The sequence below is a fragment of the Leeuwenhoekiella sp. W20_SRS_FM14 genome (assembly GCF_052119605.1).
Lineage (GTDB): Bacteria > Bacteroidota > Bacteroidia > Flavobacteriales > Flavobacteriaceae > Leeuwenhoekiella.
Window position 1 is genome coordinate 533,039 of the sequence record NZ_JBGQOK010000002.1, and the last position, 14,551, is coordinate 547,589.

Below are 14,551 nucleotides of genomic sequence, written 5' to 3' on the forward strand. Positions count from 1 at the left end.
CTATGAATATATTAGTTATTAACTCCGGAAGCTCTTCGATAAAGTTTCAGCTTATAGCTATGCCCGAAGCGAGCGTTATGGCATCAGGAATGGTAGAGCGTATAGGGATAGATGGTGGTCAAATTACCTACAAAGCCGGACAAAGAGAATTTACTGAAAAAACGAATTTTGAAGATCATACGGCAGGTTTGTATAGAATATCCAGCCTTTTGATGGATTTAAAATACGGTGTGATTGATAATACAGATGAAGTAGATGCAGTAGGACATCGTGTGGTGCACGGAGGTAAGAAATTTACGGAAACGATACAGGTAAATGACGATGTGAAAGCAAACATAACTCGATTATTTTCACTGGCACCTTTGCACAATCCGGCAAATTTAACCGGTATTGAAGTAGCCGAAAAGTTGTTTGACAAAGCGCCACAATTTTGTGTATTTGACACAGCATTTTTTAAAGATATTCCGCAGAAAGCATATCAATATGCAATTCCGCAGCATTTTATGACCGAAAATAGAATACGGCTTTATGGTTTTCACGGGACCAGTCACAAGTATGTGAGTAAAAAGGCTTTAGATTATTTACAGAAACCAGATGCTAAGATAATTACCATACATTTAGGAAATGGATGTAGTATGGCAGCCATAAAAGATGGTAAGCCCATAGATACCTCTTTAGGTTTTGGGCCTGCTAACGGATTAATTATGGGTACGCGTGCGGGGGATATAGATCAAAGTGTTGTTTTCTATATGCAGGAACATCTGGGATATTCTATACCAGAAGTAAACGATATTCTAAATAAGAAAAGTGGAATGCTAGGACTTACGGGGTTCAGCGATTTAAGGGATATAGAAGAAGCTGCTGCTGCTGGTGATTCTGTATGTACGCTTGCACTTGAAATGAATGCTTACCGTATTAGAAAGTATATAGGTGCTTATGCCGCAGCTTTAAATGGAATAAATGCAATTGTATTTACTGCAGGTATAGGTGAAAATAGTTCTTATTTACGCAGTAAGGTTTGTGCTCAGATGGATTATCTCGGAATTTATTTAGACGAAAATTTAAATGCAGAACGCTCTAAAAAGCTTAGAGAACTGCAAAGTGAAAACTCTCGTGTTAAAATTATGGTTATTCCTACTAATGAAGAATTAGAGATTGCAAATCAAGTATATGACCTAATACAAGAATAGGATTACTTACCTATTCCTTAACCGTATAAGGTTAACAAGTAAGCTAAAAAAAATAAACGCTAAACCTGAAAGTACAAAAGTATTTTTAAGTATTCCCGCAAGGCCCGCAGAAAGAATACCTATATATAACCCAAGTACCAGTACTAGATTTAGCGATATTTTCATAATTTTTTAGATGCCTGTATAATTTGCAGGAGTTATAGCTTTGAGTTCTTGCTTTATAGCATCACTCGTTTCTAAAGTGTCTATAAATGCGTGCATTGAAGCTTGATTAATTACTTCGTTTGTACGAGTTAAACCCTTTAAAGCTTCATAAGGATTGGGATAGCCTTCCCTTCTTAAGATGGTTTGTATTGCTTCTGCAACCACAGCCCAGTTATTCTCAAGATCTTTAGCAAACTTGCCTTCATTTAAAAGTAGTTTGTTTAAACCTTTTAATGTACTCTGAAAACCGATTATGGTATGGCCTAAGGGTACACCTATATTGCGTAAAACCGTACTGTCTGTTAAATCGCGTTGTAGTCTTGATATAGGTAATTTTGCAGAAAGATGTTCAAAGATGGCATTTGCAAGACCCAAATTTCCTTCACTATTTTCAAAATCTATAGGATTTACTTTATGTGGCATTGCAGAAGACCCCACTTCTCCTTTTTTAATTTTTTGTTTGAAATATTCCATAGAGATGTATTGCCAGAAATCTCTATTTAGATCTACCAGGATTGTATTTATGCGCTTCATAGTATCAAAAAGAGCGGCCATGTGATCGTAATGCTCAATTTGAGTAGTAGGGAAGGAGTGGTGCAGTTTTAAAGTTCCGCTTACAAAAGAAGTTCCAAAACTCTTCCAGTTAATTTGTGGATAGGCCACGTGGTGTGCGTTGTAATTTCCGGTTGCACCACCAAATTTTGCAGCGCTAGGTATATCTTTAAGTAAACGTATTTGCTCTTCAAGGCGTACTACAAACACTTCTATTTCTTTACCTAAACGAGTAGGCGAAGCAGGTTGACCGTGAGTACGTGCAAGCATAGGTATGGACTCCCACTCATCTGCAAGTTGCTTAAGGTGATCTAAAACTTCAAGAAGTTGCGGTAAATAAACCTGATTGGTCGCGTCTTTTAAACTAAGCGGTATCGCGGTGTTGTTTATATCCTGAGAAGTAAGGCCAAAATGAATGAACTCTTTTGATGTTGTAAGTCCCAGCGCATCAAACTTCTCCTTAATAAAGTACTCGACAGCCTTTACATCGTGGTTGGTTACCTGTTCAATATTTTTAACATGTTCTGCATCTTCTGTACTAAAATCTTCATAAATACCTCTTAAATCTGCGTAATGTTTCTTTGGGAAATCAACCAACTGTGGTAACGGAATTTCACAAAGCGCAATAAAATATTCTACTTCTACTTTAATTCGGTATTTTATAAGTGCTTTTTCAGAAAAAAAGGCTGATAATACTTCCGTTTTATTTGAATATCTACCGTCTATAGGTGATACAGCTTCTAATGAAGATAGCGACATAATTAGTTTTTAATTTAAACGGCAAAGATACATAGCTCAAAGCTAGTAACAAACCTCAAATAGAAAGAATGCGTAAGTAGAATCTATTACGAGCATTTTAAAGCTTTCAAAATCTTCTTTGTGCGTGATTTTACACCAGGTTTTGCATGAGGATACATCAACTCTAACTGTAATTGTAATTCATTTTTAATCCATTTAAAATCTGTACTTAAATAAAAAAGACTTTGCATTGCATAAACCTGAGCAGCAACTTTCTCTTTTGCGATTAATAGATCAAAACACAAAGTTACGAGTAAGGTTTTTTGTGCATTATTCAGTAACTCTTGTTTTTTTATATAGTGTGTTTCGGTAAGTAATTCAAAAATTTTTGAGAAAGAGCGCTTCGTAGCATCGTTAGTCAAATTTTGAGCTACTTCAAAAAATAGATCGAGTTGAGGTATTAGAAACTGAATTTTTTCTCGGAGAGCCATTTCTAGAATCCAGGCAGCCTTAATATGGTTTTCAGATTTTTTTTCAGAAATACACGCTAAAGTAAAAGCTAACAGATTTTTATTTTGAAGTAAAACTTTTGCGTGAGAGTATCTGCTGCTTCGGGAAGCGCAGGTTTGAGATAGTAGATAATCCCAGTGGGCAGTATCCATTTTTGGCCTAAGTTTAAGGGTATTAAAAATAAAAAAATGATCTGGATTAAACGTTTTCTTAAGTTGGCTCTTTTGGTTCTCATTGTAATTCAATTTTTTCCTGTTGAAAAAAATGAAGGAGGCTATGAATCATTAGAACCTTTTCTTGCTGAAACGAGACCTTCTCAGCAGGTTGCCGGCATTTTAAAAACATCCTGCTATGATTGTCATAGCAATCAAACACAGTATCCGTGGTATGCACATCTGTCACCTGTAAGTTTCTTTCTTGCACACCATGTAGAGGAAGGAAAAGAACATTTAAACTTTGCAGATTGGGTTAATTATACAGCAAAGCGAAAAGATCATAAATTAGAAGAAGTTCTTGAAGAGATTGAAAAAAACGAGATGCCGCTAGATTCGTATACGTTAATTCATCAAGATGCAAAGTTGAGCGCTGCACAGTCTCAGGCTATTATTAATTGGGTAAAAGCTGCACGACTTAGCTATTCATCAATTCCTCAACCACAGTAGGAATACCTATAGTAGCTTTTTCAGCAATAACGCTGAGGTTTTTACGGGAATTAATGCTGGGCTTTGGATCTATAAAATAGATTGTAGCATCTTGTTTAGCATAGTTAATCAATCCTGCAGCGGGATAAACCTGCATAGAAGTACCCACAATTATAATATAATGAGCTTGAGAGACCAGTGCTGCAGCAGTATCTAGTAAAGGAACCATTTCTCCGAACCAAACAATATGCGGGCGCAACTGGCTGTTTTTTGAACAGCGATCACCGATATTAATATCAATATCCCAATCTAAAACAATGCTTTCGTCGGCTGTGCTTCGGGCTTTTAAAAGTTCGCCATGTAGATGTATTACAGAACTGCTTCCTGCTCGTTCATGCAAATCATCTACGTTTTGAGTAATGATGTCTACCTCATATTTAGCCTCTAAATCTACCAGCGATTTATGCGCTGCATTAGGCTGTACCGTTTTAAGTTGTCGCCGGCGTTGATTGTAAAAATCTAATACGAGTTCTTGATTTTTAGACCAACCTTCGGGACTGGCAACTTCCATGACATCGTGCCCTTCCCATAAACCGTTTGCATCTCTAAACGTTTTAAGACCACTTTCTGCACTTATCCCTGCGCCAGAGAGTACGACAATTTTTTTCATACTAATTATATTTTTAAACGAATCAATCAATTTTTGCTACGCTTTTAAATTTGAAAGTCTTTAGAATTATTCCAGAACTAGAACTTCTCTTCTTAAAGATTTATAATGTTGATCTGTGTATAAATTATTCTTAAACTATAAATGTAATGAATAGCTCTTGTGATTCAATATATTCAATTAATTTTGAATTTCATGAAACAAGATTTACAGAACTATCTCGAATCCTACTTAACTCCACGACGCCAGCAGCTATTTAAAGAAGTCCTTAAACAACGTACACGCTTTTTAACGGTTGCTATAGAAGATGTAGGGCATTTGCACAATACAAGTGCTGTGATGCGTAGTTGCGATGCATTTGGCGTTCAGGATGTACACGTGATAGAAGAACTTAAAGGTAAGCGTATAGATCGTGAGATTGCAATGGGAGCGCAGAAATGGACCAGTGTTTACAGATATGACAGCACAGAAGAAGCGCTTAGTAATTTAAAAAATAAGGGTTACAAAATAGTAGCCACCACTCCGCATCATACCGCTCATAAATTAGAAGATTTTAAATTAGATCAACCTACGGTTTTATTCTTCGGAAGTGAAAAAGATGGCTTGACTGATACTGTTATCGATGCAGCAGATGAATATATATATATTCCCACGTTTGGTTTTACGCAAAGTTTGAATATTTCGGTTTGTGCGGCAATTTTACTTCAAGAATTAACTCAGCGACTGCGCAATTCAGACATAGATTGGGCTTTAAAACCTTTAGATATTATACAGATTAAACAACTCTGGTTAGCTCGCAATCTTAAAAATTATGATGAACTTGTTAAGCGCTATAGTTCTGAAATAAATTAAAAAAGCCTTCATACATTTAACTGTATGAAGGCTTTTTTTAAGTTGTAAAATAGCTGTCTAAAATTTTTAAGAGATTACTTATCTCTGTTGAGTACTTTGTATTCTTCATAACAGCTGCTGAGTGCATCTAGTATTTGAAGATCGTTTGCAGATTTCACAAAGCTTTGCGAGTAATCACAGCGTCCCAATATAGCTTCAATATCTTCTTTAGGAACCTGGAGTAATGCTGATAGCGTTTCTCGGTCAAATTTAGTAACCAGAAGATTTCTAATATTATCGTCTTCTTTCATTTGTCTAAGCTTCCGCATTTGAGAACTCTTATTAGAGAATACTTTATTCAAAAAATCTGCCGGATTAAATATGGCACTTAGTACTTTATTAATTGCACCTGGTTGAGAATTCCCTGCTTCATAAGCAGTGTCTAAACCAGAAATACTGTAACGAACGTTTTTATAAACAGGAACATTGCGCGCATCAATTTCAAGATAACCCGTAAGTTCTATATTCTTAACAACAACTTCTTCGAGAGCAATTCCGGTTTCGGTCATCTTAACTTTTACATCACCAAAACGTTTCCAGTCATTAGTAACACGTACCTGTAAGGTTTTGAATCCTAAAAATGAAAAAAACAGGGTATCTGTAGAAGATGCCCTGATTTTAAATGTTCCGTCTGTACCCGTTGTGGTACCCTTTACGGTATTGAGGTTTATAATATTTACTCCTTCAAGTGCTTGATTTGTTGTTGCGTTAATTACAGTACCTTCTATGATACTATCTTCAGCCTCATCTGTTTCTACTTGTTGTGCAAAAATGGCACCGGGTAAAACAACACACAGGAGTAGTATAAAAATCTTTTTCATATAGTATTCAATTTAGAAAAAGAGACGATAAAATCATACCAAACGTGACAATTCTTGTAAAATTATTACGGTATTAACGATCCCTTCTTCTTCTTTTTCCTGAAAACGGACTTTTATTTTCGCGTTCTCCTTCAGGTTTGCTTTTGCCTCTGCGTTCGCCGCCGCTACGTTCACTGCTGCTGTTGCGATCTCTACCGCTTCCTCCACCAGAAGATCTGCGTTTTTTAAAACCGCCATCACCGCCAGAATCATCTCTACGTCTTCCGCCGCCGCTACCACCACCAGATGGTCCGGTTCTGCGATCGTTACGTTTGCGTTTTCCGCCACCGCCACCGCCGCCACCTCTGGTGTCTTTGGTGATTTCTACGTGTACCGAGCGTCCTTTAAGATTAAAGTCTTCAAACAAAGCTAAAATCGCTTCTTTGTGTTCGGTATCTGTATTAAAGAAAGAGAATGAATCTTTACAATCTACTTTATAAATTCCTTCACCTAATCCTGTAAGATCTTTTAAGAAGTCTTTTAAACTCATCCAGTCAAAACCATCACGTTGACCTATGTTGATAAAATAACGAGTAGACTCTCCAGAATCTTCTTTCATATCTGCAACCACTCCTGCATTAAGATCTTTTGTCTTTTTGTAGTAGTTAAAGAAACGTGTAAATTCTACCGAAAATACTTTCTTTATAAGCTCCTCACGGCTTAAACCTTCCAGAACTTCATTAATGCTAAAAAGATATGGATTGATTTCCTCGTTAATCGTGGTATTGCGAATATCATTTGCAAGGTGCATTAACTGTACTTCGCAAATTTCCATCCCTGTGGGGATATCTTTTTGAATAAATTTTTTGTTGATTATCTTTTCTAGTGTTCTAACCTTACGTACTTCGCTTTTAGAAACAATAACCATAGAAATACCTGTTTTTCCTGCACGTCCTGTACGACCACTACGGTGCGTGTAAGTTTCAATTTCATCAGGTAACTGGTAATTGATAACGTGGGTAATATCGTCTACGTCAATACCACGTGCAGCAACATCTGTAGCAACAAGCATTTGTATTTGACGTGCTCTAAAGCTTTTCATAACCAGATCACGCTGATTTTGACTTAAATCACCGTGCAATGCAGAAGCATTGTAACCATCTTCTATAAGTTGTTCTGCTACTTTTTGCGTGTCTCTCTTTGTTCTACAAAAAACAACCGAGAAAATATCTGGATTTGCATCAGCAAGACGCTTAAGTGCCTGGTAACGATCTCTAGAATTTACTAGATAATACTCATGAGAAACATTTTCTGCTCCCATGTTTTTTGTTCCTACTGTAATTTCAATAGGATTATTCATAAACTGCTTAGCAATACGAGCTACTTCTTTTGGCATTGTAGCCGAGAATAACCAGGTTTGCTTGTTTTTAGGTGTATCTGCAAGAATAGTTGTTATATCCTCATAGAATCCCATGTTTAGCATCTCATCAGCTTCATCTAGTATACAAAAATCAATACCACTAATATCAACAAGATTACGGCGCATCATATCCTGCATACGACCCGGCGTAGCAACGATTATTTGAGCACCACGTGAAATTTGACGTGCCTGTTCCTGAATGTTAGCTCCACCATATACCGCAACAGTATTTAAACCTTTAATGTATTTTGAGTAGCTTTTTAGTTCGTTTGTAATTTGTAGACACAGTTCACGAGTGGGAGAGATTATTAATCCCTGTGTTTTGCGACTGGTTGCATCTACTTTTTGAATAAGCGGAAAACCAAATGCTGCCGTTTTACCTGTTCCTGTCTGGGCGAGTGCAACTACGTCTGTTGCCTCGCGTAATAGGACTGGGATGGCTTTTTCTTGCACTTCTGAAGGCTCTGTAAAACCCATATCGGTTACAGCTTGCAAGATGGCATCATTAAGTCCTAACGCTTTAAATGTATTCATATAAAAAAATTATCTCAAATCAACGTCGATTTAAGAGGGTGCAAAGATAATGTTAATTAATGTAAGTATATGTAGAAGTGAATATTCATTTAGTTGACTTGATATCAATCTGTTGCGATAGTATTGATGTGCTTAGCATACAAGTATTAAAGTAAATTATTGAATATAAGCGCTAATTATTCAGAATTTTGAAGTGAAATAATTAGTTTTTCAGTAGCTTTTCCGCGGTGACCTATTTTGTTTTTTAAAGAGAGTGGCATTTGAGCAAAAGTTTCATGATGTCCTTCAGGTTTAAAAACCGGATCATAACCAAAACCTTCGGCGCCCATTCTTTCAGAAGTAATCTCACCTTTACAAATTCCTTCAAAGCAAGTTGTTTGTTCACCAATAATTAAAGCAATTACAGTTTTAAAATGTGCTTTTCGGTTTTCTTCAGTTTTGAGTTCAAAGAGCAGTTTATCAATATTGTCGTTAGCATCTTTTTGCTCACCGGCATAACGCGCACTATAGACGCCGGGAGCACCATCTAAAGCGTCAACTTCTAAGCCGGTATCGTCTGCAAAGCAATCATAACCATATTTTTGTTTTACATATCTGGCTTTTAGTAAAGCATTGCCTGTTATCGTAGGTGCATCTTCTATAATATCTTCGGTACAACCTATATCTGTTAGGCTTTTAAGTTGAATTGAATCTGGCATCAACGCCTGTATTTCTCGAAGTTTATTAGGGTTATGTGTAGCAAAAACAAGAGTCATATGAATAGAATTTAGGAGAAGCAATTTATCAAATCTGAAGCTAATCTTAACGAGTTAGCAGCTATTTGGAAAGTATCTAAAAACAATTTATACACTGGTATACAGCAGGTATTGGTTTAATTTAGCAGGATGCAAACTGAAGATCATTATGCACATCGCAGCGGCTGGTTACGTGCTGCAGTATTAGGTGCAAACGACGGAATTCTCTCTACAGCAAGTCTAATCATAGGGGTGGCTGCTGCGAGCACCACTCGCGAGCCTATTATTCTTGCCGGGGTTGCAGGTATTGTTGCCGGAGCTTTGTCTATGGCAGCAGGTGAATATGTGTCGGTAAGTTCGCAAAGTGATATTGAAAAGGCCGATCTGGAACGTGAAAAAAACGAACTGGAAACGATGCCTAATGAAGAGTTACACGAATTAAAGAGAATCTACATCGCTCGCGGTCTCACAGAAGCTACAGCTCTTGAGGTTGCAAAACAATTAACGGCACACAATGCTCTTGAAGCACACGCCCGTGATGAGTTAGGAATGCACGAGATAACCCAGGCTAAACCGCTGCAAGCTGCATTTTCTAGCGGTGCTGCATTTACAGTAGGAGGTGGGCTACCCGTACTGGTTGCCTTTATAGCGCCTGTTGCCTATATGGAATATATACAATATGCCTCTGCACTTCTTTTTTTAATTGTATTAGGAGCAGTTGCTGCAAAAACCGGAGGTTCGAGTATGTTTGCGGCTATCTTGAGAATTACGTTGTGGGGTACTCTGGCAATGGTAGCTACAGCACTTATAGGCTATCTATTTAATACAACGCTTATATAATTTTATTATCACCAAAATCTTCTATAAACTTTTAGAATATTTAATACATATACCTTCAAAATTCAATTATTTTTTATTTACAAAAGATTGATTTTTATCGAATTAAAAATACACTACAAACTAATTTCATTTTATTAAGCATATTTAGTCTAAATAAGCTTGTTTAAATTCATTTCAAGTTTTAGATTCGCGCTTTATTTTTAATTAATCTAAACAAAGATGAAATTGAAGTTTCAGTTTTTAATAAGTATTTTATTCATGTCTTGCTGTGTATGGGCTCAGGACGGAAAATTATCTGGGCAAATTAAATCCCCAAACAACACAGTTGTTGATGGAGTCACCATTACAATTGATGATACAAACAAATATGCAATTACAAATAAGGAAGGTTTTTATGTAATTGAGAATTTAAAGCCCGGGAAATATGTTTTAAGAATTTCTCATTTAGGATTTCAGCCGGCACAAGTATCGGCAATTATTAGTGCAGGAGAAACGACTCAGATTCCTGTAATACAATTAAAAGAAGCAAACAATCAACTAAATGAAGTTATCGTTTCCGGAAGTTTATTTAACAAAACTCCCAATGCTGCTAAAGCGGGTATACGACCTTTAGATTTGCCACAAAGTGCTGCGGTTATTTCGCAACAAACCTTAGAAAACCAACAAGTGAATTCCCTAACCGATATTTTGAAGAATGCAAACGGGGTTTACATTATGGGGAATACAGGTGGTTATCAAGAAGAGATTGCTTCACGCGGTTATAGTTTAGGAAGCAGCAATACGTTTAAAAACGGAGTGCGCTATTTTAATGGAATGAAGTTGGAGACCAGCGGTATTGAGCAGGCAGAAATTTTAAAAGGAAGCGCTGCTATTCTTTTTGGTAATGTTGAAGCCGGGGGTATTTTAAATTTAATTACTAAAAAACCGCGTTTTGATTTTGGCGGAAAGGTAGATCTTACTTTTGGCAGCTTCAACCTTGTTAAGCCCACATTTGATATTTACGGAGCATTAAATGATTCTAAAACGGTTGCCTTTAGATTAAACGGCTCGTATGCTTCTGCAGATAGTTTTAGAAAATTTGTTTCTTCAGATACCTATTATTTCAATCCTTCATTAGTATTTAAACTAGGAGATAAGACTAATCTTTTAATTGAGGCAGACTATACAAATGATTCGCGCACGCCAGATTTTGGGGCAGGGATAATCAATTATCAATTAGTAGATCTTCCCAGAGATCAATTTGTAGGGGTTAAGTGGGGATATTTTGATTCTGAACAGGTTTCTGTTACGGCAACTTTAAATCATCAATTTTCAGATAATTGGGGCTTGACCTATATAAATTCGTTTCGCCATTACAATACCCATTTATTTTCAAATACCAGACCCAATACTTCAGGAGGTACGGTGCAGGAAAATGGAGATTGGCAGCGCAATATTCAGAAGAGAGATACTCGTGATAACTATAACATCAATCAGCTTGATTTAAAAGGTTTATTCAATACCGGTTTCTTAAAACATCAGTTTTTAATAGGTGCAGATGTTGAGAATTATAAAACAAAAGACACGCGCTACAACTCCTTTTCAGATCAGGATAATGGCGAAAACTTCTATGATGTGATCAATATATTTAATCCTGATTATGCAAATTTTAGAAATGATATTCCAGATCTTGATCGAAGCAGACTTACTACAACTCCGGTTTCACGATTTGGTATCTATATTCAGGATTTGATCGCTGTTAATGATTATGTAAAGGTATTAGCCGGTGTGCGCTATACCTATCAGGATACAGAAAGTGAGATCACAAATTACCCGAGTGGGAACACAACAGTAACTAATTTGTATGACGATGCTTTTACGCCAAGATTTGGTTTAATTCTTCAACCTACACGACACAACTCGATCTTCGCGAGTTATGCAAACTCTTTTGAGACCAATACAGGCCTTGATATTAATGGAGAGGCTTTAGAACCCTCAATTATAGATCAGTTTGAAGTAGGTGTTAAAAATGAATTCTTCGGAAGCAAATTACTTCTGAATATTACCGGTTACATTATTAAAAACAGCAATCTGGCACAAACGTCTTTGACAGATAATAACGTGCAGGAACTTGCCGGTGCTACTGAAAGTAAAGGTGTTGAAGTTGATATTACAGCATATCCTACTAAAGGTTTACGTCTTATGGCAGGTTACAGTTTTAACGAAATGAAGTATACTGAATCTAATATCTATGTCGTTGGAAGTTTATTTAGATACAATCCTAAAAATACAGCCAATTTAAGTGCTAACTATACAATAGGCAGTGGTGCTTTAAATGGCTTAAATCTAGGAGTTGTAAGTTCGTACTTCGGAACTCGTTTTGCAGGAAGGTCTTTTCAAACTACAAATCCAGATAGTGGAAGACAGCTTATACCACTTTCAGATTATTTTCAGTTAGATGCAACTTTAGCATATACCTTTAGCAACAATATTAGCATACGCGCTAAACTTGCAAACATTACAGACGAATTAAATTATAATGTACATGATGACAATAGTATTAATCCTATTGCACCTAGAAACTATAGCGTTTCAATAGGCTATAGTTTTTGATATTTATCAATTTATAAGCATAAAAAAGAGACCTCATTTGAGGTCTCTTATTTTTTATAAGTTTCATTAAAATTACCCTTTTACGGTAGTTTCTGTTTCAGTCATATATTTAGTCAATGGCTGTTTGAGAATACGATTTCCGGTTGCAGCCTTAATAGCATTTGCAACAGCGCCACCTGCAGGAGGAAGTCCCGGCTCTCCAAGACCGGTAGGAGCAATTTCACTTTTAACAAAATGAACAGCAACTTTTGGTGTCTCGTGCATACGTATAAGACGGTAGGTATCAAAATTTGTTGAAGAGGGTTTACCATCTGTAAAGGTAAAATCACCATACATCGCGTGACCTATACCGTCTAGAACGCCACCTACCACTTGATTATTTGCACCTGTAGGATTTACTACGATACCACAATCTACAGCTGCAGTAACGCGCTCAACTTTAGGAATTCCGTTTTGCATACGTATTTCGGCGACTTCAGCAACGTGCGTGTTATGGCTGTAATAAGCCGAAAAACCTTTAAAAACACCATCAGGAGCATTGCCCCAGTCTCCTTCTTTAGCAGCGAGTTTTATCACTTCTTTCATTCGGGAAGCTGAGTACTGTATACGTTCATCTGCTCCTTCATTAACCTGGTCTAGCAAATCTAAACGTAACTGAACAGGGTCTTGATCTAATACTTCTGCAACTTCATCAAAAAAACTTTGCTCTGCAAAAGCCAGAAAGTTTGTGTAGGGTGCGCGCCATGCTCCTGTTGTTATATTACTGGAGTAATTTGCACTTTCTATTTTTAAATTAGGAATGGCTCCCGCCGGGAAAAAGTGCGGAATAAGACCATACATATTGCTGTTTATTGCTGCTTCTTTTAATTTGTAACCAGTGATTTTACCATCTTTTAGTGAAGCTGAAATTCTATATTTTATAGCAGGTCTAAAAATTCCTGCACTCATGTCGTCTTCACGAGAATACACTAACTTTATAGGTTTACCTGCTTTACTTGAGATTTCTGCAGCTTCCAGAACAAAATCACCATAAAGTCTGCGACCAAAACCGCCACCCATACGGGTTAGTTCTAAATCTACTTCCTCGGGTGTACGATCTAATAGTTTAGCAACCTGCGCCGCAGTACCTTCTGGAGTTTGTATAGGTCCTGCAAGATGAATTCTTTCCGCAGTAACATCTGCATAAAAATTCATAGGCTCCATACAATTATGTGGTAAAAACGGCGATTCATAGGTGCGTTCTAAAACCTGATCTGCTTCTGCAAATGCTTTATTGACATCGCCATCTTCACGACGTACTTCACCTTCTTTGCTATCTAAAAGACCTATTAGAAGCGCATCATGTTTTTCGGTACTTTCTAAGTTATTATCTTGCCAATTCGCCTTTAATGCTTTTTTACCTTTCATAGCAGACCACGTATTTTTAGCGAGTACAGCTATTTTATCACCAAATTGAATTACATCACTCACACCACTTACGGCGCGTGAATCTGTATCATCAAAATCTACTAAGGTCTGGCCAAAAGCCGGAGGACGCATTACCGAAGCGTATAGCATACCCTCTTTTTTATAGTCTAAACCAAAAAGTGGTTTACCGGTCACGATTTTATCTAAATCTACATTGATAGCATCATTACCTATTATCTTAAAATCTTTGGGCTCTTTTAAGGTAACTCCTTCAGGCACTTCTAAAGTTGCAGCTTCTTTAACTACATCCCCGTAGCCTAGAGTTTCCCCTGTTTTACTTGTAATCACACCTGCAGAGGCAGTTACATCTGCAGCATCTATTTGCCATTTTGCAGCGGCTGCATTGATCAACATTTTTTTTGCTGTAGCTCCTGTTTGTCTCAATACATCCCAGTTTTGTCGTATAGACTGACTACCACCGGCAACCTGACCTCTATATTTATCAGTGTCCAAACCGGCTTGCTTTACAAAAACGTGCTCCCACGGTACATCAAGCTCTTCTGCAACAATCATAGGCATAGACGTTTTTACACCTTGTCCAATCTCTGGGTTGGGTGAAAAAATAGTTACATACCCATTGTCTGCAATTTGTATATAGGCATTAAAATCATTGAAGTTAAGATTGGCAATATCTACAGGCGGTTGTACATCTTCTTTACAGGCTGTAAGAAAATTAAATCCTATTAATAAACCACCACTTGCCAGTGCAGAGGTGCGTATAAACCCACGTCTGCTAAATGTCATTTTTTGTTCTTTTTTCATCATCACTAG

Annotated in this window: 12 protein-coding genes; 5 read left to right on the forward strand and 7 right to left on the reverse strand. The window is 37.0% G+C overall.

All coding sequences use genetic code 11. From position 1 onward, the window contains the following. Positions 1-2 precede the first annotated feature (2 nt). Positions 3-1,190 (forward strand): acetate/propionate family kinase, encoded by a 1,188-nt coding sequence (locus tag ACEN25_RS05850; RefSeq protein ID WP_441802089.1) that lies wholly within the window; start codon positions 3-5, stop codon positions 1,188-1,190. 171 nt (positions 1,191-1,361) lie between these two features. On the opposite strand, the gene purB is transcribed toward ACEN25_RS05850, so the two are convergent. Both purB and ACEN25_RS05860 read right to left on the reverse strand, forming a co-directional pair. Beyond that, complete coding sequence (purB, locus tag ACEN25_RS05855) at positions 1,362-2,705, reverse strand: adenylosuccinate lyase (protein WP_441802090.1); 1,344 nt, start codon at positions 2,703-2,705, stop codon at positions 1,362-1,364. An 86-nt stretch (positions 2,706-2,791) separates the two neighbouring features. Then, on the reverse strand, positions 2,792-3,346 hold the full coding sequence (locus tag ACEN25_RS05860; protein ID WP_441802091.1) for a hypothetical protein: 555 nt from the start codon (positions 3,344-3,346) through the stop codon (positions 2,792-2,794). Positions 3,347-3,382: 36 nt separating this feature from the next. On the opposite strand from ACEN25_RS05860, the gene ACEN25_RS05865 reads away from it, so the two are divergent. After that, complete coding sequence (locus ACEN25_RS05865) at positions 3,383-3,856, forward strand: heme-binding domain-containing protein (protein WP_441802092.1); 474 nt, start codon at positions 3,383-3,385, stop codon at positions 3,854-3,856. On the opposite strand, the gene ACEN25_RS05870 is transcribed toward ACEN25_RS05865, so the two are convergent. Further along, positions 3,825-4,505, reverse strand: coding sequence for an SIR2 family NAD-dependent protein deacylase (locus ACEN25_RS05870; RefSeq protein WP_441802093.1), 681 nt, complete (start codon positions 4,503-4,505; stop codon positions 3,825-3,827). The two genes, ACEN25_RS05865 and ACEN25_RS05870, sit on opposite strands and share 32 nt — an antisense overlap. Positions 4,506-4,697: 192 nt before the next feature. Between ACEN25_RS05870 and ACEN25_RS05875 the strand changes: the two genes are divergently transcribed. Further along, on the forward strand, positions 4,698-5,354 hold the full coding sequence (locus ACEN25_RS05875) for a TrmH family RNA methyltransferase (protein ID WP_441802094.1): 657 nt from the start codon (positions 4,698-4,700) through the stop codon (positions 5,352-5,354). Between the two features lie 74 nt (positions 5,355-5,428). On the opposite strand, the gene ACEN25_RS05880 is transcribed toward ACEN25_RS05875, so the two are convergent. The 3 genes from ACEN25_RS05880 to ACEN25_RS05890 all read right to left on the reverse strand — a co-directional run bounded on the left by ACEN25_RS05880 (position 5,429) and on the right by ACEN25_RS05890 (position 8,902). Then, a complete protein-coding gene (locus ACEN25_RS05880; RefSeq protein WP_441802095.1) occupies positions 5,429-6,214 on the reverse strand; it encodes a carboxypeptidase-like regulatory domain-containing protein in 786 nt (261 codons plus the stop codon). Between the two features lie 73 nt (positions 6,215-6,287). Continuing rightward, positions 6,288-8,147 (reverse strand): DEAD/DEAH box helicase, encoded by a 1,860-nt coding sequence (locus ACEN25_RS05885; protein ID WP_441802096.1) that lies wholly within the window; start codon positions 8,145-8,147, stop codon positions 6,288-6,290. A gap of 176 nt (positions 8,148-8,323) precedes the next feature. Then, positions 8,324-8,902, reverse strand: coding sequence for a non-canonical purine NTP diphosphatase (locus tag ACEN25_RS05890; protein WP_441802097.1), 579 nt, complete (start codon positions 8,900-8,902; stop codon positions 8,324-8,326). Positions 8,903-9,031: 129 nt separating this feature from the next. Between ACEN25_RS05890 and ACEN25_RS05895 the strand changes: the two genes are divergently transcribed. Next, a complete protein-coding gene (locus ACEN25_RS05895; protein ID WP_441802098.1) occupies positions 9,032-9,721 on the forward strand; it encodes a VIT1/CCC1 transporter family protein in 690 nt (229 codons plus the stop codon). 219 nt (positions 9,722-9,940) lie between these two features. Continuing rightward, positions 9,941-12,313, forward strand: a complete 2,373-nt coding sequence (locus ACEN25_RS05900) for a TonB-dependent siderophore receptor (protein ID WP_441802099.1) — start codon at positions 9,941-9,943, stop codon at positions 12,311-12,313. Between the two features lie 72 nt (positions 12,314-12,385). Here ACEN25_RS05900 and ACEN25_RS05905 read toward each other — a convergent pair whose 3' ends face one another. Then, the gene (locus ACEN25_RS05905; RefSeq protein WP_441802100.1) at positions 12,386-14,542 is read right to left on the reverse strand and encodes a molybdopterin cofactor-binding domain-containing protein; all 2,157 of its coding nucleotides are present in this window, start codon (positions 14,540-14,542) and stop codon (positions 12,386-12,388) included. Positions 14,543-14,551: the final 9 nt, after the last annotated feature.